At 59.0% G+C, this 24,162-nt stretch carries 24 protein-coding genes; 14 read left to right on the top strand and 10 right to left on the bottom strand.

What is annotated here, in order from left to right:
• Positions 1 to 5 precede the first annotated feature (5 nt).
• From BR48_RS0119895 to BR48_RS0119860, 8 genes are all read right to left on the bottom strand, one after another.
• A complete protein-coding gene (locus BR48_RS0119895) occupies positions 6 to 674 on the bottom strand; it encodes a heme-copper oxidase subunit III family protein (RefSeq protein ID WP_228017047.1) in 669 nt (222 codons plus the stop codon).
• Positions 675 to 741: 67 nt separating this feature from the next.
• On the bottom strand, positions 742 to 1,446 hold the full coding sequence (locus BR48_RS0119890) for a cytochrome c oxidase subunit 3 (RefSeq protein ID WP_027232919.1): 705 nt from the start codon (positions 1,444 to 1,446) through the stop codon (positions 742 to 744).
• Positions 1,443 to 3,218 (bottom strand): cytochrome c oxidase subunit I, encoded by a 1,776-nt coding sequence (gene ctaD, locus BR48_RS0119885; protein WP_027232918.1) that lies wholly within the window; start codon positions 3,216 to 3,218, stop codon positions 1,443 to 1,445. Before ctaD ends, BR48_RS0119890 begins: the two co-directional genes overlap by 4 nt.
• Positions 3,219 to 3,267: 49 nt before the next feature.
• Positions 3,268 to 4,083, bottom strand: coding sequence for a cytochrome c oxidase subunit II (locus BR48_RS0119880; protein ID WP_027232917.1), 816 nt, complete (start codon positions 4,081 to 4,083; stop codon positions 3,268 to 3,270).
• A gap of 398 nt (positions 4,084 to 4,481) precedes the next feature.
• Entirely contained in the window at positions 4,482 to 6,377 is a 1,896-nt protein-coding gene (locus BR48_RS0119875; RefSeq protein WP_027232916.1) for an adenylate/guanylate cyclase domain-containing protein, read from the bottom strand.
• 4 nt (positions 6,378 to 6,381) lie between these two features.
• Positions 6,382 to 6,915, bottom strand: a complete 534-nt coding sequence (locus BR48_RS0119870) for a FecR domain-containing protein (RefSeq protein WP_051615269.1) — start codon at positions 6,913 to 6,915, stop codon at positions 6,382 to 6,384.
• A gap of 152 nt (positions 6,916 to 7,067) precedes the next feature.
• Positions 7,068 to 7,817 carry a polysaccharide deacetylase family protein gene (locus BR48_RS0119865; protein WP_245273615.1) on the bottom strand — a complete coding sequence of 250 codons (750 nt, stop codon included), beginning with the start codon at positions 7,815 to 7,817 and terminating at the stop codon, positions 7,068 to 7,070.
• A gap of 88 nt (positions 7,818 to 7,905) precedes the next feature.
• A complete protein-coding gene (locus tag BR48_RS0119860; RefSeq protein WP_027232913.1) occupies positions 7,906 to 8,853 on the bottom strand; it encodes a LysR family transcriptional regulator in 948 nt (315 codons plus the stop codon).
• Positions 8,854 to 8,973: 120 nt separating this feature from the next.
• Here BR48_RS0119860 and BR48_RS0119855 point away from each other — a divergent pair, with 120 nt between their 5' ends.
• The 9 genes from BR48_RS0119855 to BR48_RS0119815 are packed head-to-tail and all read left to right on the top strand — an operon-like array spanning position 8,974 to position 18,139.
• Positions 8,974 to 10,023: a class 1 fructose-bisphosphatase gene (locus BR48_RS0119855; protein ID WP_027232912.1), complete on the top strand. Its 1,050-nt coding sequence runs from the start codon at positions 8,974 to 8,976 to the stop codon at positions 10,021 to 10,023.
• Between the two features lie 12 nt (positions 10,024 to 10,035).
• Entirely contained in the window at positions 10,036 to 10,908 is an 873-nt protein-coding gene (locus tag BR48_RS0119850) for a phosphoribulokinase (RefSeq protein WP_027232911.1), read from the top strand.
• A gap of 10 nt (positions 10,909 to 10,918) precedes the next feature.
• On the top strand, positions 10,919 to 12,937 hold the full coding sequence (tkt, locus tag BR48_RS0119845; protein ID WP_036815039.1) for a transketolase: 2,019 nt from the start codon (positions 10,919 to 10,921) through the stop codon (positions 12,935 to 12,937).
• Positions 12,938 to 12,942: 5 nt separating this feature from the next.
• Entirely contained in the window at positions 12,943 to 14,022 is a 1,080-nt protein-coding gene (fba, locus tag BR48_RS0119840; RefSeq protein WP_027232909.1) for a class II fructose-bisphosphate aldolase, read from the top strand.
• A gap of 31 nt (positions 14,023 to 14,053) precedes the next feature.
• The gene (locus BR48_RS0119835; protein WP_027232908.1) at positions 14,054 to 15,514 is read left to right on the top strand and encodes a form I ribulose bisphosphate carboxylase large subunit; all 1,461 of its coding nucleotides are present in this window, start codon (positions 14,054 to 14,056) and stop codon (positions 15,512 to 15,514) included.
• Positions 15,515 to 15,523: 9 nt separating this feature from the next.
• Positions 15,524 to 15,943, top strand: a complete 420-nt coding sequence (locus tag BR48_RS0119830) for a ribulose bisphosphate carboxylase small subunit (RefSeq protein ID WP_027232907.1) — start codon at positions 15,524 to 15,526, stop codon at positions 15,941 to 15,943.
• Positions 15,936 to 16,877, top strand: coding sequence for a CbbX protein (gene cbbX, locus BR48_RS0119825; RefSeq protein ID WP_051615267.1), 942 nt, complete (start codon positions 15,936 to 15,938; stop codon positions 16,875 to 16,877). The genes BR48_RS0119830 and cbbX overlap by 8 nt, the downstream gene beginning before the upstream one ends.
• Positions 16,877 to 17,566: a ribulose-phosphate 3-epimerase gene (rpe, locus tag BR48_RS0119820; RefSeq protein WP_027232905.1), complete on the top strand. Its 690-nt coding sequence runs from the start codon at positions 16,877 to 16,879 to the stop codon at positions 17,564 to 17,566. The genes cbbX and rpe overlap by 1 nt, the downstream gene beginning before the upstream one ends.
• Before the next feature lie 15 nt (positions 17,567 to 17,581).
• Positions 17,582 to 18,139 (top strand): thioredoxin family protein, encoded by a 558-nt coding sequence (locus BR48_RS0119815; RefSeq protein ID WP_027232904.1) that lies wholly within the window; start codon positions 17,582 to 17,584, stop codon positions 18,137 to 18,139.
• Positions 18,140 to 18,179: 40 nt separating this feature from the next.
• Here BR48_RS0119815 and BR48_RS0119810 read toward each other — a convergent pair whose 3' ends face one another.
• On the bottom strand, positions 18,180 to 18,569 hold the full coding sequence (locus tag BR48_RS0119810) for a cytochrome c family protein (RefSeq protein WP_027232903.1): 390 nt from the start codon (positions 18,567 to 18,569) through the stop codon (positions 18,180 to 18,182).
• A gap of 571 nt (positions 18,570 to 19,140) precedes the next feature.
• On the opposite strand from BR48_RS0119810, the gene BR48_RS25065 reads away from it, so the two are divergent.
• From BR48_RS25065 to BR48_RS0119780, 5 genes are all read left to right on the top strand, one after another.
• A complete protein-coding gene (locus tag BR48_RS25065; RefSeq protein WP_245273627.1) occupies positions 19,141 to 20,085 on the top strand; it encodes an ABC transporter substrate-binding protein in 945 nt (314 codons plus the stop codon).
• Positions 20,086 to 20,166: 81 nt separating this feature from the next.
• Positions 20,167 to 20,901 (top strand): ABC transporter permease, encoded by a 735-nt coding sequence (locus tag BR48_RS0119795; protein WP_027232901.1) that lies wholly within the window; start codon positions 20,167 to 20,169, stop codon positions 20,899 to 20,901.
• Positions 20,861 to 21,619, top strand: a complete 759-nt coding sequence (locus tag BR48_RS0119790) for an ATP-binding cassette domain-containing protein (RefSeq protein WP_027232900.1) — start codon at positions 20,861 to 20,863, stop codon at positions 21,617 to 21,619. Before BR48_RS0119795 ends, BR48_RS0119790 begins: the two co-directional genes overlap by 41 nt.
• 38 nt (positions 21,620 to 21,657) lie before the next feature.
• Entirely contained in the window at positions 21,658 to 22,566 is a 909-nt protein-coding gene (locus tag BR48_RS0119785) for a quinoprotein relay system zinc metallohydrolase 2 (RefSeq protein WP_245273620.1), read from the top strand.
• Between the two features lie 81 nt (positions 22,567 to 22,647).
• Positions 22,648 to 23,499: a quinoprotein dehydrogenase-associated SoxYZ-like carrier gene (locus BR48_RS0119780; RefSeq protein ID WP_051615265.1), complete on the top strand. Its 852-nt coding sequence runs from the start codon at positions 22,648 to 22,650 to the stop codon at positions 23,497 to 23,499.
• Positions 23,500 to 23,502: 3 nt separating this feature from the next.
• Here BR48_RS0119780 and BR48_RS0119775 read toward each other — a convergent pair whose 3' ends face one another.
• On the bottom strand, positions 23,503 to 23,853 hold the full coding sequence (locus BR48_RS0119775) for a hypothetical protein (RefSeq protein ID WP_027232897.1): 351 nt from the start codon (positions 23,851 to 23,853) through the stop codon (positions 23,503 to 23,505).
• Positions 23,854 to 24,162 lie beyond the last annotated feature (309 nt).

Below are 24,162 nucleotides of genomic sequence, written 5' to 3'. Positions count from 1 at the left end.
CCACCTCACCACAGATAGAAGAAAGCAAAAATGAAGACCCAGACGAGATCGACGAAGTGCCAATAGAGGCCCGTTATCTCGACAATCTCATAGCGTCCCTTGCGGCTCGTAAAGAAGCCGCGCTTTTCCTGATCGAAGTCCCCGCGCCAAACCTTGCGGGCAATGATGATGAGGAAGATGACGCCGATCGTCACGTGCGTGCCGTGGAAACCGGTGATCATGAAGAAACTCGACCCGAACTGGGCTGCGCCAAAGGGGTTCTCCCAGGGACGGACACCTTCATGGATCAGCTTGGTCCATTCAAAGGCCTGCATGCCGACGAAGGTCGCGCCGAAGAGCGCGGTAAGGAGCATGAGCGCGGCGGTCTTGCGGCGGTCTCGCCGGTAGCCGTACATCACCGCCATGGCCATGGTGCCGCTGCTGCTGATCAATACGAAGGTCATGATCGCGATGAGGATCAGCGGAATATCCTGCCCGCCAATATTGAGCGCGAAGACCTCGCTGGGGTTCGGCCAGGGCACGGTGGTCGACATGCGCGCGGTCATATAGGCAAGGAGGAAACATCCGAAAACGAATGTATCGCTCAACAGGAAGATCCACATCATCGCCTTGCCCCAGGAGACATTCTTGAATGCCCGCTGGTCGGAGGCCCAGTCGGAGGCAAAGCCCTGCATTCCGGGAGCGAGCGGAGGAAGGGCAATGCCAGGCTTGGTCTTTGTGGTTTCGTGCATCGTCACACCTCTAAGTCAGCAATTGCCGGCAGATTTCGACGAAATCGTTCGCCCAGCCCGCAAGCAGGGCGAAAAGGATCAGCCATACGAGCAGCATGAAATGCCAGTACATGGCGCACAGATCGACGCTTAGCCGGATCGCCTTGGCTGGCACGCCTTTGAGAGCCCTGAAGGATGTGCGACCAAGTGCGACGAGGCCGCCGAGAATGTGCAAGCCGTGCATGCCGGTGATCAGGTAGAAGAAGCTGTTCGCCGGGTTGTCGGCGACGAGATACCCTGCCGCTGTCAGTTGACGCCAGGCCAGGATCTGACCGACGAGAAAGCCGACCGAGGTTACGAAGCTGAGGCCAAGTCCGGCCTTCACGGCTTCGAGATTATCCCGCTGCGCCTTTGCCTTGGTCCACTGCAAAGCGAGGCTGCTTGCAACGAGCAGGGCAGTATTGAACCACAACAAGCCCGGGATCGGCACGGCCCACCAGTCATTGAGGCCCATGCGCATGAAATAGGCGCTGATCAGCAGCGTGAACAAAGCGCCGACGACCGCGAGGAAGACGCCAAGCCCGATCTTTGCCGTAGGAATGGAAGATCCTTCACGCTGGGGCGTGTCGCCGGCATGCCCGACCTCAAGCCAGGGTTTTGACATGAGTCCTTGTTGCGCCATCCACCAGGTGATGATGACGGCAAGCGCCGCGAGGAAGACGAGGATCGCGCTCAAGACGGTTCCCTCGATATCCGGTCGTCGTTGGGCTGGTTCTGCGGAATGAAATCTTCCGCCGCGCCCGGCACGCTGTAGTCATATGCCCAACGATAGACGATCGGCAGGTCCTTGCCGAAATTGCCGTGCGGTGGCGGTGTCGTCGGCGTCTGCCATTCGAGAGTGGTTGCCCGCCACGGATTGCCGCCGGCGTCCTTGCCGTGCCGGACGCTCCAGAAGAGGTTGAACAGGAACACCATCTGGCCGACGCCGACGATGAGCGCCACGATAGTGATGAACTCGTTCAGCGAATGTGCAGAGGGCGGCACAAAGGCGGTTTCACCCATTTCGTAGTAGCGGCGAGGCATGCCGAGCAGGCCGAGATAGTGCATCGGGAAGAAGATCAGATAGGCACCGAGGAATGTCACCCAGAAATGGATCCGCCCGAGCGTCTCGTCCATCATCCGCCCGGTGATCTTCGGATACCAATGATAGATCGCACCAAAAACAACGAGGATCGGCGCGACGCCCATCACCATGTGAAAGTGAGCAACCACGAACAACGTATCGGACAGCGGAACATCGACGACGACATTCCCGAGGAAGAGGCCGGTTAGCCCGCCATTGAGGAAGGTGACGATGAAGGCGAGGGCAAACAGCATCGGCAGCGTGAGATGGATGTCGCCTCGCCAGAGAGTCAGCACCCAATTGTAGACTTTAAGCGCCGTCGGCACGGCGATGATCAGCGTCGTCGTCGCAAAGAAGAAGCCAAAGTTGGGGTTCATGCCGCTGACATACATGTGGTGCGCCCAGACGACGAAGCTGAGCGCGCCGATGATGACGATGGCCCAGACCATCATGCGATATCCGAAGATATTCTTGCGCGCGTGGGTGCTGATGAGATCTGAGACGATGCCGAATGCCGGCAAGGCAACGATATAGACTTCGGGATGCCCGAAGAACCAGAAAAGGTGCTGGAAGAGGATTGGGGTTCCCCCGGCGTGCTGCAACTGCTCACCCATTTCGACAATCGCCGGCATGAAGAAGCTCGTCCCCAGCAGGCGGTCGAACAGCATCATGACGGAGGCAACGAAAAGGGCAGGAAAAGCCAGGAGGGCCATGACGGTCGCGGTAAAAATGCCCCAGATCGTCAGCGGCAGGCGCATCAGCGTCATACCTCGGGTACGGCCTTGGAGCACGGTGACCACATAGTTGAGCCCGCCCATCGTAAAGCCGATGATGAAGAAGATGAGCGACAGAAGCATCAGGACGATGCCCCAATCGGCGCCGCCGGGGGTGCCTGAAAGAACAGCCTGCGGCGGATAGAGCGTCCAGCCGGCGCCTGTCGGTCCGCCGGGCGTAAAGAAGCTGGCAACAAGTATCAAGACGGCGAGCAGATAGAGCCAGTAGCTCAGCATGTTGGCGTAGGGGAACACCATGTCGCGAGCGCCGACCATAAGCGGTATGAGATAGTTACCGAACCCACCGAGAAAGAGGGCGGTCAGCAGGTAGATGACCATGATCATGCCGTGCATGGTGATGAACTGGTAATAGCGCTCGGCATCGATGAAGGTGAAAACGCCCGGAAAGCCGAGTTGCAGGCGCATGAGCCATGAAAGCACGAGCGCAACGAGGCCGATCGCCATTGCCGTCATCGAATATTGAATGGCAATAACCTTGGCATCCTGGCTGAAGACGTAGGTCGTCCACCAACTGTGCGAATGATAGAGCTCCACGTCTTCGACTTCCGCCGGCGGGATGGGGTCGTCCATGCTGGATGGAATATTGACCATCAATTGCCTCCCTCAATGCTCATCGCTTCGTCTCCCGAAAAGCGCATGCTCAGTTCACGGTCTTGGTCTCTCCCGATGCCATCAACTGCGTAAAGGTCTGCTGCTGCCCAAGCCACGTCTTGTAATCCTCGTCGTTGTCGACGATGACGGTGCCGCGCATCTGCGGATGGCCGACGCCGCAAAGCTCGGCGCACAGCACTTCGAACGTTCCGGTGCGGGTCGGCGTGAACCAGAAATAGGTGACCATGCCCGGTACCATGTCCATCTTGGCCCGGAACTCTGGCACGTAGAAATCATGCAGCACATCAATGGAGCGCAACACCATCTTTACCGGCTTATCCATCGGCAGATGCAGCTCGCCCCCCTGAATGATGATGTCGTCGAGCCCGGCCGGGTCGTTCTTGTTGATGCCCAGCGGATTATCGCTGGTCACATCGCGCGTCTCCGACGTGCCGAGTTTTCCGTCGGCGCCCGGCAGGCGGAAGCTCCATAGCCATTGCTGCCCGACGACCTCGACTTCGGTGGCGTCGCTCGGGACGGTCACGAACTGATGCCAAACGAAGAGGCCAGGCGTAAGCATGGCCGCAACCCCGATGGCGGTTACCGTCGCGAGCCAGAATTCGAGCTTTCGGCTTTCAGGTTCGTAGTGGGCCTTCATTCCCGGCCTGTGGCGGAAACGATAGACGCAGTAGGCAACGAAAAGGACAACCGCGACGAAGACAACGCCGGTGATCCAGAATGTGACGATGATTGTATTGTCGATGTAGTGCCAGTTGGAGGCAATAGGCGTCCACCACCAGGGACTCAACAGATGAAACAGAACTGACGCAACCGCTACTAGAACCAGAATGAGTACGACAGCCATTTCTTGCCACCTCCCTGCCGACATCGGCTGTGGACATGAACATGCAATCTGTAGGCGCCCAAAGGTAGCATTGCACAAAGACGAAAAACAGGCAATGACAGCAAAATTTATACCCTAGGTTGTATTGTCCGCGACCGCGAAAGGTTTTGTGCAGTGCACAACTTTATGTACGGAAGATTTACTGAATGAATACTTATTACCCATCCGGCAGGTGGTATCCGCCGTTAACAGGCAATGACAGAATTTCCCGTTTGGAGTCTGCCCGCGCAGTGAGTTGGCTAAAATATCACAACGGCCGCAGCTGCTTAGTTGCCGTACCATTTGCCTTGATGCCAAGACGGGCCTCATCCGCAGCGACGAAACGCCGTTGCGCGCTATTACGGGCGTCGAACTGATCTTTACTTCGACATTTCAATTTGCCCGCGCGCACTGTCGGAAGCCTTGCCTCGCCATAGCCATATGGCGATTGACCCTGCGCGCCCGCGTATCCGGGTCTCGAGCGGACCGCGAAGGACGCCCGACTTGAATGGATCGGCATTCTCCCCGGCGGCGCGCAAAATTTCTTCGCTCAACGCCAGTTCCGCCCCGTTGCTTGCGGCCACTTCCATCAACCGGCTCGCGACGTTCACCGTGTCGCCCGTCGCGGTGATCTGCTGCCGCGTGCCGCTCCCCAGCCGCGAAGCCACGATCGTGCCGAAATGGGCGCCGACCTTGAAGCCGATACGGGAACTGACGGCCTCAGGCAGCGCATCCAGCCACGCGCGCGTCCGGTCACAAAGGCCAACGCAGCAATGGGCGGCATTGAGCGCGTCATCGGGACGCGACGCGGGCAATCCGAAAAGGATCATGGCGCCATCGCCCATGAAGCTCGTGATCGACCCGCTGCTGGCGGCGACTTCTTCGTCCACCAGCTGGTAGAATCCGTTGAGGAGTTCGCGCGTTGCGTTGGGTCCCAAGGTTTCGCTTAGACCGGTGAACCCTGAAAGGTCGACAAACACGACGGCGGCATCCTGGCGCACCGGCGCTGCGAGGAAATCGGGATTGCGCGCCAGCCAGTTGCCGAGTCCCGGCGCCTGCACTTGCTGCAGAAGCTTGCTCTGTTCAGCAAAATGTTGGGCCCGTCGCCTTCCGATCCACAACTGCGTTGCTCCGAAGGCGAGTGCCGGCGGGATGGCCGCAACCAGCGGCACGGCGGCGCTCAGCCAGACACCGTTGAAGAAGGCGGCGAGGTTGAGTGCGAACCAGGCAAGAACCACGCATAACGCTGCGATAAGGCCAATGGCATTGCGCCGCCAGGCGAGAAGGCTGACCAGGATGACGGGAAGGGCGGCAGCGAATCCCGCATCGACCAGCCTGACGGTGTGATCGCGGATGAGAGCGCCACCGCTCATCAAGTGGGTTATCGCTGTCGAAACAACCTCCACTCCCGGCAATACCGGATCGAAAGGAGTCGGAAAAACGTCGCCGCCGCCGGTAACGGTGGTTCCGATGACGACAATCCGGTTCTCGATGCTTTCGCGTGGTAGTTTACCAGCAAGCACGTCCGCGGCGCTGATGGTGCGGATCGATCCGCGGGTGCCATAGAAACTGAGTGGGAGGCCCTGGCCGATATCGGTTCGGATAATTTCGTCGCCGAGCAGCAATCTGCCGGGTTCCACGGCAGGTTCGACACCTTTTGCAATTGAAACCACCCGAAGCGGAAAGGATGCCTCGATGTCGCCGCCACTCTTGAACAGCATCGGAACGAGCCGTGGCGTTCCGTTTCGATCGGTTGACACGTTAACGACGCCGGTCGCAGCCACATCGCCAAAGGCAGGTAAGGGCAACAGGAAGCGCTCAGCGTCGGGTACGCCCGATAGCGGGTCGGCGGCGTCATTCTGGGTTCGTTGCTGACCCTGCGGAAAAACGGCCGCCGCCGCAAGCACGACCGGCGCTTTGGCCAGAGACTGAACCAGCCGTTGGTCGCCCTCGGCCGGCCCCGGATCGATCAGCAACGTATCCACGCCGATGACCTTGGGCTTCAAGGCGGCAATTGCGTCGATCAACTCGGCAAGCTTTGCTCGCGCCAGGGGATAACTGCCAGTTTGGCTGACAGCCTCGTCGTCTATGGCGACGATGGTGACGACGTCAGGTGCTGGCTTCTGGCCACGGATGACTGTTCGCAGGTCGGTCATTGTCGCTTCGACCCGATCGATGAACCACATGTCGCCGCGTAGATGCGCAAGGCCAAGCCCTGCGCCCCAAATTCCTGCGACAACGAGGGCGATCAGCGTCTGGAGCGCTCTTCCGCTCATGAAATTATTGGCCGAAGCGTGCCATCAATGCCGCTACGCGGGGACGCGGCCAGCGTTTCACGGTGAGGGGGCTCGTGCCTTGATCGACATCGACACCTTCGCCTGGCCCGAGAACGACCCCGGCATTTGCGGAGGGTCGCTGCACGCCGACTTGCCCACGCTCGACGAAGACCGAAGTCTTGCCAGCGCCGACATCTACCGCCCACTTCGTGCCGCGCACCGCAGCGATCGCCTGTGGGGTTGTCACCTGAAACCCGGTGCCGGAACCCGGGGCGAAGTCCAGGAGCAGCGCCTTGCTCTGCAGCCGGACGCCGTCCACACGGTTGTCCCGGTTGCGGTCGACAAGCGAGTAGCGGGCACCCTTTTCAGCAATGATCGTCAAGCCACCCGTGCACTTGAGCATTTGGCGAGATGTGCCACCGACCTGCTGCAGCGAGCAGCCTGACTTGCCGACCTGCGCCGATGCTATGTTCGCCGAAAACAAGATGGCGAACAGCGACAGCGCCGCACCGCGGAAATAACGGGTCATCAGTCCCATGGAAATCTCCTTGCTTGTACCGGCGACTACGATCGTCCTGGACGATGGCACCACGCCCCTCCGTGAATATAGCCAATCCACTGGCTATAGTCCGCCATTTTGCAACTCTTGCGTGAACCAGATATACCAGGGTTGCAAGTTCATCATTTGAACTAGTCGTCAAAAGCAGAAATCTGTCCAAACTTGTAGCTGCGTTTCTTGAGCGACGCGATGAGCGATTGCAGGTTGGCTGTTCCGTTGAAGCTGTCCTGAAACATTTCGTCATGCATGAGCAGGATCAGCTTGTTCGGTCTTGCCAGCTTACCGTAGGCAAAAAGATGCTCGATCTCGCTGACGAGGTGATCGACACTCTGCACCGGCTTGCCGCTGTCGTCGTGTACCCATTCGTGATCCCAGCCGTAAAGATAGTAGCCGGAGGCAGCCACGAATTCGAAGCCGGGCTCCTCGCGGTGATCCTCCGGTTTGCCGATCGCCATGTCGTCGGATGACATGTCGGGCAGGCGGAAGACGTTTCGCCCGGGCAGGCGTGCATAAATCGGTGGACCCTTCAATCCGAGAACCTTGTTCGCCCTGGCGAGGTCGGCAAGGAGCCCTTCGACCGAAGCATAGAAATATTTGTAATGGTTATAGGCATGGCTGTAACTGTGATTGCCGATCGTCACGAAGGGCAGCGACTTCGCTTTTGCCACGAGCGCCTGCCGTTCCTTGCTCGCCTCGGCATGCAAACCGACCATGAACAAGGTTGCCGGCACTTGCTCGGCGTCCAGGACATTAAGGATATTCGACGTTCCGTTGAGCGGGCCGTCGTCGAATGTCAGGTAGATCGTTTTGTCGGCGGCCATTGCCGGCGCGGGTCCGAGCAAGATTGCAAAGAGCAGAGCGCGATAAAACGATGAATTCACGAACGACCCCTACGACAATCAGACTGCAACCTATTGCTCGCGAGCAATGAGTCAACCATCGGGCGAAGCATTTTCCGGTCTGTTTGCGCTATCTGTGGATGCTGCCCATATCCGGATAAAGCTTGTCGAAGAAAGGCAGGCACTGCGCGCCCTTGCGGTTGAGAAAATCCTGGAACGCCTTCATGGCCGGCGACAGGGTGCGGTCGGTGCGCACCACGGAGAACCATTGCCGGCGGATGGGCATGCCGACCACGTCGAGCATGACCAGTTTGCCGACTTCGAGTTCGAGGGCGATCGTGTGAGCAGAAATGAATGCGACGCCGAGCCCGGCCATGACCGCCTGCTTGATCGTTTCGTTCGACGACATTTCGGTTCCAAGATCATCGAGCCTCCCGGGCAACTCGCTCAGAAAGATCTCGAGAGAGATGCGTGTCCCTGATCCGGGCTCGCGTACGAGGAAGTGTTCCTGGGCTATGCGTTCCTTGGTTATGTCACGGCGTTTGGCCAAGGGATGGTCTGGAGCGGCGATGACGACAAGGGGGTGATCGCCGAATACGGCCGAGCGGAGCGGGATATCCTTTGGTGGCCGGCCCATCAGGGCGATGTCGACCTCATGGCTCTTGAGGCTGGCAATGGTTTCGGCCCGGTTGCCGATAAGAAGTTTGATGGCAATATCCGGATGTTCGTTCCTGAAGGTCGCCATCAGGCGCGGCGCAAAGTATTTCGCGGTCGAGACGACCCCTAGGTTGAGGCTGCCGACCCGCACGCCCTTGATTGCGTCAATCTCGTCGTCAAGGACACGCAGCCTCTCTTCGATCATCTGGGCGGCATCCAGAAATGCGAGGCCAGCGGCAGTAGGGCGAAGCCCTTCATTGGTCCGGTCAAACAGCGATACCTTCGCCTCCTCCTCGACGAGCTTCAACTGAATTGTGACCGCTGGCGGGGTCAGGCGAAGCGCGTTCGCCGCCGCAGCGATGGTTCCGTGCTTCATGATGGCCTGGATGGCACGCAATTGCTTGAGGGTAAGATTTCGCATGGAGTGAAGTTAAAATAATTTAGTGATCCAGTAAATATATTAAATTTTACTTACGGATGTGAAGCTGTTTCCATGAACCCGAAGCTTGACACGGGAGACGTCAGGTACGGGAGGAATACGATGACCACGGCGACACTAGACGCGTTTCTTGGGTCCTATTGCGAAAAGGGCGACGAGATCCGCATCGCGGTTTCCGCCGCCGTTCGCCACCTTTCTCTCACCGCCGTCAAGGTGCGCAACACCATCAATCAAGGGGCTCTGGGAAAGGCTTTCGCGAGTAGCCAGGGCAACAGGAATGCGGGTGGCGACACACAAAAGGAACTCGATATCCTTGCTGATGACATGTTCATCGAAGCGATGCGGCAGGCCCCCGTGGCGGTCTACGGTTCGGAGGAACTTGAGCATCCGGCCATTCTCAACCCTTCAGCACCCCTGGCGCTCGCCATCGACCCGCTCGACGGCTCCTCGAACATCGACACCAATGTCTCGATAGGGACAATCTTCTCCATCCTCCCGGTGGCTGGTGAACCGGACAGCGAGCCTGATGCTTCCTTTTTGCAAAAAGGGGAGGCTCAGCTCGCTGCCGGCTTTTTTATCTATGGACCGCAGCTCGCCCTGGTTCTGACCCTCGGCAGCGGCACCCACATCTTTGTGTTTTCCTCGAGGCTCGGCACCTTTGTCCAGGCCTATGAGAGCATCGTCATTGCCGACCGTGCCCATGAGTTTGCGGTCAACACGGCCAACTACCGCCATTGGGACGAGGCTGTACGTCTCTATGTCGACGACTGCCTCAAGGGCAATGAAGGTCCCCGGGGACGCGACTTCAACATGCGCTGGGTCGCCTCGCTTGTTGCCGAGGCCTATCGCATCCTCGTGCGCGGCGGCGTTTTTCTCTACCCCGGCGACCGGCGCAAGAGCTATGGCGAGGGACGGATCAGGCTCGTCTACGAAGCAAATCCGGTAGCTTTTCTGATCGAGCAAGCCGGCGGCGCCGCAACCGACACGCAAAACCGCATTCTCGGGCTGACGCCGCGAGGCATGCACCAGCGGGTTCCGCTGATATTCGGCTCGTCCCGGGAAGTCGCGCGGATCAGCCGGTATCACACGCAGCCAAGCAGCATCGGCGAGCGAGCACCGCTCTTCAGCAACCGTGGCCTGTTCAGGGCCTGATGGGAGACGACCATGTCAGCAAAGCATCCCATCATCTCCATCACGGGATCTTCAGGCGCCGGGACCACCTCGGTCAAGCGCATTTTCGAACTGATTTTCCGGCGCGAGGAGATCGAAGCGGCGTTCATCGAAGGCGATGCCTTCCATAAGTATGACCGTAACGCCATGAAGGAAAAGGTCGCGGAGGAAGAACAAAGGGGCAATCCCAACTTCACGCACTTTCATGCCGATGCAAATGAACTCCACAAGCTCGAGGAAGTTTTCGGGGAATATGGCCGGCGCGGCACGGGCCAGACGCGTAGCTATATTCACGATGAGGATGAAGCGAAGGTGCATGAAGCGCCGGCCGGAACCTTCACGCCATGGCGCAACTTTCCGCCGAGCGACCTGCTCTTTTATGAGGGACTGCATGGTTGCGCCGTGACGGATGAGGTCGACCTTGCCCGCCATGCCGACCTGAAGATCGGCGTCGTCCCGGTCATCAATCTCGAATGGATCCAGAAGATCCACCGCGACCGGGCAACGCGCGGCTATTCGACCGAGGCGGTTATGGATGTGATCCTGCGCCGCATGCCGGACTATGTCCGCTATATCACACCCCAGTTCACACTTACGGACATCAATTTCCAGCGTGTTCCGATCGTCGATACGTCCAACCCGTTTATCGCGCGCTGGATACCGACTCCCGACGAATCGATGCTCGTCATTCGCTTCGCCAAGCCGCGCGGCATCGATTTCCCCTACCTGCTGTCGATGATCCACGATTCCTTCATGTCCCGGGCGAATTCCATCGTCGTTCCCGGAAACAAGCTGGATCTCGCAATGCAGCTGATTTTGACCCCGCTGATCATGCAGCTGATGGAACGCAAGAACCGAGCCTCGTGAGGAGAAGACGATGAACACCCAAGCTTTCCTTCAAGAGACCCCAACCGCCGAGATTGTCAGCGAAAGCGACATGGCCAATGCGATCCGTGCGCTCGCGATGGACAGCGTGCAGAAGGCCAATTCCGGCCATCCGGGCATGCCGATGGGGATGGCCGACGTTGCGACGGTTCTGTTCAACCGCTTCATCAAGCTTGATCCCCTGCATCCACAGTGGCCGGATCGCGACCGCTTCGTCTTGTCGGCCGGTCACGGCTCAATGCTGCAATACGCTCTGCACTATCTGATCGGCTATCCCGATATGCCGATCGAGGAATTGCAGCGGTTCCGCCAGCTCGGCGCCAAGACCACCGGCCATCCCGAGTACGGCCATGCCCAGGGTATCGAGACGACCACGGGGCCGCTCGGGCAGGGGCTTGCAACGGCGGTCGGCATGGCCATGGCCGAGCGGCTTCTGCGCCAGCGCTATGGCGAGGAAATTGTCGATCACTTCACCTATGTGATCGCCGGCGACGGCTGCCTTCAGGAAGGGATCAGCCATGAAGCGATCGATCTTGCCGGACACCTGAAACTGGCGCGACTTGTGGTGCTTTGGGACAATAACTCCATCTCGATTGATGGCCCGACATCGCTCTCGACGTCGATGGATCAACTTGCGCGGTTCAAGGCGGCCGGCTTCGAGGTTGAAGAGATCGACGGGCACGATTTCGAGGCAATTGCCGCCGCCATTACGCGGGCGCGTTTATCCGACCGGCCATCGCTGATCTCATGCCGGACGATTATCGGCAAGGGTGCACCGAAGCTCCAGGGAACCGAGAAAACCCACGGCGCACCACTTGGCGAGGCCGAGATCGCCGCCACCCGGCTCGCCATCGGCTGGCAGCATCAACCTTTCGACGTTCCGGAAGCAATCGTCGAGACATGGCGCAACGTCGCCCGCCGCGGTGCAGACGAACGCCGTGAGTGGTGCGTGCGGCTTTCCGCGTCGCTCCAGACGGAAGCGTTCAAGCAGGAGGTTCAGAAGGAGCTTCCTGCGGAGCTGTTTGACGCGCTGAATGCGTTTCGCCGGGAGCACGTGGAAAAAGCGACCAAGGTTGCAACGCGCAAGGCCTCGGAGATGGTACTCGGCGTCATCAATGGTGCAACGCAAATCACGATTGGCGGGTCAGCCGACCTTACCCATTCGAACCTGACGATTACCCCAGGGCTTCGCGACATTACGCCTGACGATTTTACCGGCCGCTACATTCACTACGGCATTCGCGAACATGCGATGGCCGCCGCGATGAACGGCATCGCGCTGCATGGCGGCTTCATTCCCTATGGCGGCACGTTCCTGGCCTTTGCCGACTATGCGCGCGGCGCCATTCGGCTGTCGGCGCTAATGGGTCAGCAGGTCATCTACGTCATGACGCATGACTCGATCGGCCTTGGCGAGGATGGCCCGACCCACCAACCGATCGAACATCTTGCGATGTTGCGCGCAACGCCCGGCATCAACGTGTTCCGCCCTGCCGACATCATCGAGACGGCGGAATGCTGGGAACTTGCCCTGCGCTATACGGACCGGCCGAGCATCATCGTTTTGTCGCGGCAGAACCTGCCCATGCTGCGCCAAGCGCATGTTGAGGAAAATCGTTCGGCCCGCGGCGCCTACGTCCTTCGCGAGCCTGCGGAGCCCCGCGCGGTCACCCTTCTTGCAACAGGCTCGGAAGTCGAGATCGCCTGCACGGCCGCCGATATCCTGCGCGGGCAGCACAAGATCGCGGCAGCGGTGGTTTCGATGCCGTCCTGGGAGCTGTTCGAAGCCCAGACCCCCGCCTATCGCCGGTCGATTCTCGCTGCTGCGCCGCGCGTTGGAATCGAGGCGGCGGCCCGGCTCGGCTGGGATCGCTGGATCGGCGAGAAAGGGGCCTTCATCGGCATGCAGGGCTTCGGCGCGAGTGCGCCCGCCTCCGATCTTTACCGTCATTTTGGCATCACGCCGGAAAACATCGTCGCGACCGCGCGCAAACTCGTTAACAAGGAATAGCGATCATGGCTCGAATTACCCTGCGGCAATTGCTCGATCATGCGGCCGAGCATGGCTACGGCGTTCCCGCCTTCAACATCAACAATATGGAACAGGGGCTTGCCGTCATGGAAGCCGCTGGGGCATGCGACGCGCCGGTCATCCTGCAGGCCTCGCGGGGGGCCCGCTCCTACGCGAAAGATCTGATGCTGGCGAGCATGATCGATGCGCTGGTCGATATCTATCCTTCCATTCCCGTCTGCATGCACCAGGACCACGGCAACGACGAAGCCACCTGCCTGACGGCGATCCGGCATGGCTTCACCTCGGTCATGATGGACGGATCGCTCGAAGCTGATGCTGCAACGCCTGCCTCCTATGCGTACAATGTCGAGATCACCCGCCGCGTTGCGACGATTGCACATTGGGTCGGGGTCTCGGTTGAAGGCGAACTCGGCGTGCTCGGATCGCTGGAGAGCGGCGCGTCGGAGGCCGAGGATGGACACGGCGCGAGTGGTGTACTCAGCCATGAGCAACTGCTGACCGACCCGGATCAGGCGGTTGATTTCGTCTTGCGCACTAAGGTGGACGCACTGGCGATTGCCTGCGGTACGTCGCACGGCGCCTACAAGTTCACCCGCGCGCCGGATGGCGACATACTTGCGATGGGTGTGATTGAGGAAATCCATCGCAAGCTGCCCAATACCCACCTTGTCATGCACGGCTCGTCCTCCGTTCCTCAAGCGCTGCAGGACGTAATTAACCGGTTCGGCGGAGAGATGCCGCAAACCTATGGCGTACCGGTCGAAGAGATCGAGCGCGGCATTCGTCACGGCGTTCGTAAGGTGAATATCGATACGGACTGCCGCATGGCAATGAGTGGCCAGTTCCGCCGCATCGCTGTCGAGCATCCCGGGGAATTCGATCCGCGAAAATTCCTGAAACCGGCCATGGATGCGATGCGCGACCTTTGCCGCGATCGGCTCGAACGTTTCGGAACCGCGGGCCAGGCATCGAAAATCAAGGTCATCGGCCTCGACGACATGGCCAAACGCTACGCCGCGGGCAAACTCGACCCGCAGATCGCCGCAGCCAAGGCTGCCTGACAGGACCCAATCAACGGAAAGGACCCTACAAATGCTGAACAAGTCAGAGACGGTTACGGGAAAGGAGCGCTACAGATCCGGCGTGATGGAATACAAGAAGATGGGCTACTGGGAGCCGGACTACGAGCCCAAGGATACGGACATTATCGCCATGTTCCGCATCACGCCCCAGGACGGGGTCGATCCCATCGAAGCCGCGGCTGCCGTTGCCGGCGAATCCTCGACCGCCACCTGGACGGTCGTCTGGACCGATCGGCTGACAGCAACGGAAAAGTACCGGGCGAAGGCCTACCGCGTCGATCCCGTTCCAAACGGGGAAGGCCAGTATTTTGCCTATATCGCCTATGACCTCGATCTCTTCGAACCGGGTTCGATCGCCAACCTGACCGCATCGATCATCGGCAATGTATTCGGCTTCAAGCCGCTGAAGGCGCTGCGTCTTGAGGATATGCGCCTGCCCGTCGCCTATGTGAAGACTTTCCAGGGTCCGGCAACCGGCATCGTTGTCGAACGCGAGCGCCTCGACAAGTTTGGCCGTCCTCTGCTCGGAGCGACGGTAAAGCCGAAGCTCGGCCTTTCGGGTCGCAACTACGGCCGCGTCGTCTACGAGGCGCTCAAGGGTGGGCTGGACTTCACCAAGGATGACGAGAATATCAATTCGCAGCCCTTCATGCACTGGCGCGAACGCTTCCTCTACTGCATGGAGGCCGTCAACAAGGCGCAAGCCGCCACCGGCGAAATCAAGGGTACCTACCTCAACGTGACGGCCGCCACCATGGAGGACATGTATGAGCGCGCCGAGTTTGCCAAGGAACTCGGCTCCAACATCGTGATGATCGACCTCGTGATCGGCTACACCGCCATCCAGTCGATGTCGAAATGGGCCCGCCGCAACGACATGATCCTGCACCTGCATCGTGCCGGCCATTCGACCTATACCCGGCAGAAGTCGCACGGCGTCTCGTTCCGCGTCATTGCGAAGTGGATGCGGCTGGCGGGTGTCGACCACATCCATGCTGGAACTGTGGTCGGCAAGCTCGAGGGCGACCCGGCGACGACACGCGGCTATTACGATATCTGCCGCGAGGACTTCAACCCGATGCGGCTTGAGAACGGCGTGTTCTTCGATCAGCATTGGGCATCGCTGAACAAGATGATGCCGGTTGCGTCCGGCGGCATCCATGCCGGACAGATGCACCAACTGCTCGATCTTCTCGGGGAAGATGTCGTCCTCCAGTTCGGTGGCGGCACGATCGGCCATCCGCTCGGAATCGCCGCCGGCGCGACCGCCAACCGCGTAGCGCTGGAGTGTATGATCCTTGCCCGCAACGAAGGCCGCGACATCGTCAACGAGGGTCCCGAGATTCTCCGCATGGCCGCGCGCACCTGCCAGCCGCTCCAGCAGGCGTTGGATATCTGGAAGGACGTCACTTTCAACTACACATCGACCGACTCGCCGGATTTCGTTCCGACAGCAACCGCAGCAGAATAGGAGGACAATATGCGTGTCACACAGGGAGCCTTCTCGTTCCTGCCGGATCTGACCGACGAACAGATCGCAAAACAGGCCCAGTACTGCATCGACAATGGCTGGGCGGTGAGCCTGGAATTCACCGACGATCCGCATCCGCGCAACACCTATTGGGACATGTGGGCCCACCCGATGTTCGACAATCCCGATGCGGCGGCGCTGATGATGGAGCTTAGGGAATGCCGCAAGGTCTATGGCGGCCGCTATATCCGTTTCGTCGCCTTCGATAACAGCCATGGCTGGGAGTCGGTGAAGCTTTCGTTCCTGGTCAACCGGCCGGCGGAAGAGCCCGGTTTCCATCTGGCCCGGCAGGAAGCGGGAGGGCGTGTCGTGCGCTATACGACGCGCGCCTATGCAGCCGACAAACCAGCGGGGCAGCGTTATGGCTGATACGGCCGTCCAGGAACTTCCGGCCGAGGACAGAATCGCGGCGGCACCTGCCGCCGTCGATCTGCGCGCCGAATATGTCGAATCCGGCGCTAAGGACGTGCTTGATGAGCTTGACCGTGAGCTGATCGGGTTGAAGCCGGTAAAACAGCGCATCAAGGAAACGGCGGCGCTGCTCCTGGTCGAGCGCGCCCGCCGGCACATGGGATTGGCGCATGAGACGCCGACTCTGCACATGAGCTTCAGCGGTAACCCCGGTACTGGCAAGACCACGGTCGCGCTGCGCATGGCCGATCTCCTGCATCGCCTCGGCTATATCCGCAAGGGACACCTTGTTTCGGTGACGCGTGACGATCTCGTCGGGCAGTATATCGGTCATACCGCGCCGAAAACGAAGGAAATCCTCAAGAAGGCGATGGGCGGAGTGCTCTTCATCGACGAGGCTTACTATCTTCACCGGCAGGAAAACGAGCGCGACTATGGCCAGGAGGCCATCGAGATCCTGCTTCAGGTCATGGAAAATCAGCGCGACGATCTCGTGGTAATCCTCGCCGGTTATGCGGACCGCATGGACAAGTTTTTTGAAAGCAATCCGGGCTTCCGCTCGCGTATCGCCCACCACATCGATTTTCCTGACTACGGCGATGACGAATTGCTGAGTATTGCTGAAACGATGCTGTCGAAACAGAACTACCATTTCGACGATGAAGCCCGCGCCATCATGGCAGATTACATCACGTTACGCCGGCAGCAGCCACATTTCGCCAATGCCCGTTCCATCCGCAACGCACTCGACCGGGCGCGCCTGCGCCAAGCGAACCGGCTCTTTGAAAGTTCGGATGGTCCCATCGATTCGCGTGCGCTTTCAACGATCACCGCGGCCGATATCCGGGTCAGCCGCGTCTTCGCAATGTCCAGGCAGGAGGAACGATCATGATAGGCCAGAAGACCATCATCGCCCCGTCCGTGCTCTCGGCGGATTTCGCCAGGCTCGGTGAAGAGGTGGAGGATGTCATTGCGGCCGGCGCGGACTGGGTGCACCTCGATGTCATGGACGGACATTTCGTCCCCAATATCACCTTTGGTCCGCAGATCATCAAATCGATCCGCAACCGGACTAAAGCCATCTTCGATTGTCATCTGATGATTGCTCCGGCCGATGCCTATCTTGCCGCCTTCGCCGAAGCCGGCTGCGACATTATCACGGTTCATGCGGAAGCCGGACCACATCTTGATCGCTCGCTGCAGGCGATACGCAGCCTTGGCAAGAAGGCCGGTGTCTCATTGAACCCCTCGACCCCGGAGAACGTCATAGAATATGTCCTCGACCGCCTCGACCTCGTCCTGCTGATGACCGTCAATCCGGGTTTTGGCGGACAGGCTTTCATTCCTTCGGTCATCGACAAGATACGCAGGGTCAAGTCCATGATCGGCAGGCGTCCGATCCATATCGAAATCGATGGCGGTGTCACACCGCAGACCGCGCCACTCGTAGCGGCGGCGGGCGCCGATGTGCTTGTAGCGGGTTCTGCGATATTCAAGGGAAATGGCAAGCTCGCCTATGCTGACAATATCGCAGCGATCCGTCATGCTGCCGACGCGGCAATGCACGCGCGGGCAGCTTGAACGGAGGCGAGGACAATGGCGGCGATCCCACCCGTATGCGATTTCGGCTGGAAGGCTATCGACTCCCGGCTCACCGGTATCGATGGCGAGACACATTCGATCCTGGCGCAGGCCGGTCGAAGGGGACTGGTGGTGGCTTTCATTTGCAACCATTGTCCTTACGTCAAAGCAGTGATCAAACGCATCGTGCGCGATGCCCGGGATCTCAAGGATTTCGGCATTGGTTTCGTCGCGGTCAACGCCAACGATGCGGCGGCATATCCGGCCGACTCTTTCGAAAATATGCAACGCTTCGCCCGGGAACATGACTTTCCATTCCACTATCTTCATGACGCCGATCAAACGGTGGCACGGGCCTATGGAGCGGTCTGTACGCCCGACTTTTTTGGGTTCAACTCTGCTGGGGAATTACAATATCGCGGCCAGCTTGATGCATCGCGCAAGGAGGAAGGCGATACCGATCTTCGCCGCGATCTTTTCGAGGCGATGAAACAGATAGCAAATTCGGGCCAGGGCCCGCGCGAACAGGTCGCTTCGATCGGTTGCTCTATCAAATGGCGCGAACCGGCGTGAATGCGGGGGAACGCCGCCGCGTTCAGCGGCGGCATTGCGCTTATTTCGAATACTGCTTCAGGTAGGCTTCCAGATTGGCGATATCCGTATCATCCTTCAAACCGGCAAAGGCCATCTTGGTGCCTTTGACCTTGGCTTTCGGATCATGCAGGTAGTCTTTCAGGCTTGCCGGGTCCCAGACGAGACCACCCTTGCCAGCCTCGACCATGGCAGTCGAATAACTGAAGCCAGGATGCGTTCCGGCAGTCCTGCCGAACAGGCCGAACAATGAGGGCCCGACCTTGTTCTTGTCGCTATCGGCGACATGACATACCGCGCATTTCTTAAACACCGTTGCACCTGCCGTGGCATCACCCTCCTGGGCCCGCGCTCCAACAGCTGACAACGAAACAATTGATAGACCGATAAGTAGGGCATTCTGGTATCGCATGGCATTTCCTCATTTTCGCCAAGGGTGCCCTGGACGAAGACTGGCACCAATTTCCATGCATTGGTGTCCACCATTTAGAACTCTTCCAGAGTTACCCGCCGTTCCTGAGAAGTCAATCGCTTACACCGAGAAATTGCGGGCCGATTTTTCCATGCTCGCCGTGATTGACGTTCGCATACGGGAACCGTAACCTGTTGCAATATTTCTCATTCGGGCACCTTGAGAAATCCGATCAGCGTGACTGAGTCTTTCTCGCGCCGGACGTGCGGCTGAGCGTAGGAAGACCTCGGCAGAAGGCGGGAGGTGCCGACAATGAATGTGATCGATCTCGTCCTGACAATATGCCTTGCGTCGAATCCTTCGAGTTGTCGGGAGGAGCGGCTGCATTTCGAAGACCGTGGTGGCCAGCTGAACTGCATGTTTCTCGCCCCTGCCGAGATCGCGAAATGGTCGGAGCTCCATCCCAAGCAGAAGGTAGTCCGGTGGAAGTGTGATTATCCGACAGATGAACGCTCACTGTGAGGAGAGCGTCGTGATTCGCGTATGCATACGGGCATTTTTCAGTCTGGCAATTCTGCTTCTGGTTTACGAAGCGGGTATCACCCGCGCCTTGGCTGCCGAAACGGTACGGATCGGGGTTCTCAAGTTCGGCACGGTGAATTGGGAACTTGATACGATCAAGTTTCATAAATTCGATGAGAAGCACGGTATCGATCTCGATATCCGGTTCTTCGCTGGCGAAGATGCCACCAACGTTGCGATGATGGCCGGCGACGTGGATATCATCGTCAGCGATTGGTTATGGGTATCGCGCCAGCGATCCTCAGGCGAGGACCTGACATTCGTCCCATACTCAAGTTCGGTCGGCGCCATCATGGTGCCAGCACAATCGCCCATTAAAAGCCTTGGAGACCTCAAGGGCAAGAAGCTCGGGGTGGCCGGTGGTCCCCTGGACAAGAGCTGGTTGCTGATCCAGGGTCTGGCGAAACAGCAGTACGCATTCGACCTTGCTGCTGAAAACGAGATTATCTACGGCGCGCCGCCCTTGCTGGCCGAAAAGGCGATGCAGGGCGAGCTCGATGCGGTCCTCAACTTCTGGAATTTCTGCGCGCGGCTCGAGGCAAACGGCTTCCGCCGTCTGCTGAGCGCGAATGATGCCGCGAAAGCGCTTGGCGCGTCCGGCACCACTTCGGCCATCGGTTACATCTTTCATGAAAAATGGGCGAAAGCGCATCCGCAGGCCGTTGCCGGCTTCATTGCGGCCAGCCGCGACGCCAAGGCATTGCTGGCAACCTCGGACGAGGATTGGCGGCGCCTCGCCCCCGTCGTGAGGGCCGAAGGCCGGGAACTGGACGTTTTGCGTGATCGCTACCGGGACGGAATCCCCGACGATTCGATCGAGGAACAGCAGGCGGATGCCACGAAGCTTTATTCTGTGCTTGCCGAACTCGGTGGGCCGCGGCTTGTGGGACCGGCCAAGACACTGGCGCCAGGCACGTTCTGGGGAGACGAATGAATGGGGCTGGCAAGCGCTGAATCCGACCGCATGCACCGGGGAAGGGCACCGGCAGATCGCAGCAAACTGACCTCGCCGATCATGATCGCACTGTCTTTTGCTGTCCTTTTGGCCGCCTGGCATTTCGCTGCCGTTACATGGCCAAGCCGCTCCCTACCGGGTCCGTTGCCGGTCTTCCAAACTTTCCTGCGCGAAACGGCGAGCGGTGATTTGCCTTACCATCTTGGCATGACGCTTTGGCGCGTCGCGGCATCGTTCGTCCTTGCCATGGTCATAGGCTCGGTCATCGGTGTTTTCCTCGGCAGTTTCCGGCGCGCCGACCAATTCTTCAACCCGTGGCTCATACTGTTTCTCAACATTCCGGCGCTCGTCGTCATCGTCCTCGCCTATATCTGGTTCGGCCTCAACGAGGTGGCGGCGATCGGTGCCGTGGCCGTCAACAAGATCCCAAACGTCATCGTCACCATGCGCGAAGGCACGCGCGCGCTTGATCCGCGCTATGCCGAGATGGCAGCCGTCTATCGATTTGGACCCCTTGATCGGCTTCGCCATATTCTCCTGCCGCAATTGCAGCCCTACATCGCCGCTGCGTCGCGTTCGGGTATTGCCTTGATCTGGAAGATCGTACTCGTCGTCGAACTGCTCGGCCGGTCGAACGGTGTCGGTTTCGAGATCAACCTCTTCTTCCAACTTTTCGACGTCGCGGCGATCCTGGCCTATGCGCTTGCCTTCGTCGCGGTCATGCTTTTCATCGAACTCCTCCTGGTACAACCCCTTGAACGCTCATCAACTCGCTGGCGCCGCCGCGCGGCTTAAGGTCAACATCGAAGAGAAATCGTTCCGCACCTCGGACGGCGGAACGATCGAGGTGTTGCGCGACCTCAATTTCGAGGTGGGGGAGAATGAATTTGCCTGCGTGCTGGGACCCTCCGGATGCGGCAAGACGACAATGCTGCGCATCCTGCTCGGGCTCGACCGAGAGTTTCGCGGCTCCGTCCAGCTGCCTGGAAAGGTGGAGGCGCGCATGGGTGCCGTATTTCAGGAACCACTGCTTTTGCCCTGGCGGACCGTAGAACAGAACGTTCGGCTTGCCCTCCCGACGCACCTTCGCGACACCAGCCTGGACCAGCTTTTCGCAAGTCTTGGCCTCGCCAAGATGCGCGGCTTCTACCCTTCGGAGCTCTCACTCGGCCTTGCGCGCCGCGCAGCAATCGCCCGGGCATTGGCTATCGAGCCCGATATTCTCCTCCTCGACGAACCGTTTGTTTCCCTTGATGCCTCGACTGCCCAGCAATTGCGGCATCTCCTGCTTGGCGTCTGGTCGGACCGCCCCACGACGGCCTTGATGGTAACGCACAACCTGCAGGAGGCAATCATGCTTTCCGACCGCATTGTCGTCCTCTCCGACAGGCCGACCCACGTCCTTGGCACGTTCGACATCCGGCTGCCGCGCAATTATCGCAACGAACAGATAAATGCCGATCTGCTGCGATCATTCCGGGAGAAATTCGCCGGCATAAGGACTGAACCATGATTTCGGCGCCCACCCGGCGAAGCGTCATCAAGACAGGAATGCTCTTTGCCTGTTGCGGTATGATGCATTCCGGCTTCGCAAGGGCGCAGTCATCGCTGACGGTGACCGAGATTGCTAGCGGGGTTTACGCCTTCAGGGGTGTTCCAGCCCTCATGCTAGCCGCCAACGAGGGGAAGATCTGCAATCTTGGCTTCATCGTTGGCAATGAGAGTGTTGCGGTCATCGATAGCGGAGGAAGCACGGCCGAGGGAAGGGAACTCGTCGCTGCGATCCGCGCCGTGACCGACAAGCCGATCCGCTACCTGATCAACACCCACATGCATCCGGATCACATCTTCGGCAATGCCGCTTTTGCCGAGACGGGCGCGACAATTGTCGGGCACCACAATCTGCCGCGAGCCCTTGCCGCCCGCGGCGAATTCTACTTGCAGAGCTACCGCGATGCCATGGGCGCTGCGCTGATGGCAGACGTCAGGATCATGCCGCCGACACAACTTGTCACCGACGTCGTTGAGATCGACCTTGGCGGGCGCAAACTGACGCTTAAAGCGTGGAAACCTGCCCATACGGACAACGACCTGACGGTTTTCGATCAACAAACCGCGACGTTCTTTACCGGCGACCTTTGCTTTCTCGGGCATCTGCCGACGATGGACGGATCCTTGCGCGGCTGGATGGCCCAACTCGGCGCCTTGGCATCCATCGAGGCCCAACGTGCAGTCCCGGGCCACGGCGACGTGCCCGTGAACTGGCCGCAGGCGCTCGACGCCGAGCGTCGCTATTTCGACGTGCTTGCCGCGGACATCCGCAAGTCGATTGCCGATGGCGTGCCAATGGCCAAGGCCGTCACGACCGCGGCCAGAAGCGAAAGAGATAATTGGCATCTCTTTGACGACTACAATGAACGCAATGCGACGGCAGCCTTCGCCGAACTCGAATGGGAATGACGGTGTTGTTTGCCAGACAGTTCGGCGTGGTGGTATAATGGCAGTTGGCCGGGCACCGCCAAAACTTGGTGGAGGCAAAGCATGACTTTTAATTTCACAGATCGGCGCAGCCGTTTTGCGATCGTTTTGTCGTTGGCATTTCTTGGCGGCTTGGCGCCGAACGCCATGGCGCAGAGCGCTTCAGGGCCGGAACCGACGACCTGGAACAGCCTCAAGGGCGACGTGTTCGGCGCGAAGCCGATCGAGCCAGCCGATGGCATCATCAGTATCGAGGCACCGAAACGCGCGGAAGATGCGGCGATCGTTCCGGTCGATCTGCGTTTCAAGACCGACGCCGCGTCAGGCAGGCTGAAAGCCGTTACCCTTATCGTCGATGAAAACCCTTCGCCGGTCGCCGCGGTCTTTCAATTCGGCAAGGATGCCGGCGTCACGCATCTCGCCACACGTTTGCGCGTCAACGCCTACTCTTATATCCGGGCGATTGCCGAGACCGAGGACGGCAAGCTGCACATGACAGAGACCTTCGTAAAGGCCTCAGGCGGCTGTTCGGCTCCAGCAATGAAGAACCAGGACGAAGCATTGGCTTCGCTCGGCCAGATGAAGCTCAAGGTTTTTCCGTCGACGGCTGCGGGCACTGAGCCGATGACACGCGCCACGGAGATGCAGCTGATGATCCGGCATCCTAACAATTCCGGGCTCCAGATGGATCAGGTCACGCGCTATTACATTCCGCCGCATTTCATCGACGGGTTGACGATCACTCAGGGCGATCGCTTGATCATGTCCATGGTAGGCGGCATATCGATCTCGGAGGATCCCAACTTCCGCTTCGACTTCAATGCAAAGCCCGACGAAGACATCAAGGTCGATGCGGCTGACACGAAAGGTAAGAAGTTCCAGAACGAGTGGCCGATCCAGTCATCTACCCTTTGAGGATCAGAAGCAGCGCACGTCAGCCTCTGCCTGCGCCCGCTTCAACTCTGCGTTTGCAGCCTTGGCCGGCGCACTCTCACGGAACAGTGCGCCGTTCTCGCCAGGAACCAGTCCCATCTGCTTGAAGGTCTCAGCCGCCTCGTAGTGAGGATAGGTCACGACGGAGGCAATAACGTCGATGGAACACGAGCAGCGCTGCAGCATATCCCGGTTTTCGCCATTGGATTTCATGCAGGCGTACACGTATTCTGCGACCGTCGCCGTGGGGTAGTCTGACGCAGCATTTGCCGGCAAACTGAAGCCAGATGCTGCAACTGCTAACATGGCGAATTTGGCAACTTTGAACGCGGCCATGGCATTCTCGCTTTCGTGGTGTTGAAATATACATTTTCCAAGTAGATAGCAAAAGGTAAGAACGATCTGCAAACATTTATGCCGATTTTAAGTATCAAATTGTGTGACAGCCGCAAAAAGCAGAATATATGAATAAAATAGGAGGGTTACTGCAGTGCAATAGAAGTGTATTGCAATGCAGCAAATATAAATTGATAATCCTGCTTGCTTAATGCATTTGTTTCTCCTATCGTCGGTTTGTTTCCGGCTTCAAGGACGTTACCGTCAAGGGAGTGGTGACAGTCTTCGTAGGCCAAGCGGGGTGGGCAG

Source organism: Phyllobacterium sp. UNC302MFCol5.2 (assembly GCF_000686005.1).
In the GTDB taxonomy this organism is placed as follows: Bacteria; Pseudomonadota; Alphaproteobacteria; order Rhizobiales; family Rhizobiaceae; genus Phyllobacterium; species Phyllobacterium pellucidum.
The sequence above is the reverse complement of the archived record's forward strand: the minus strand, read 5'-3'. Positions and strand labels throughout refer to the sequence as shown.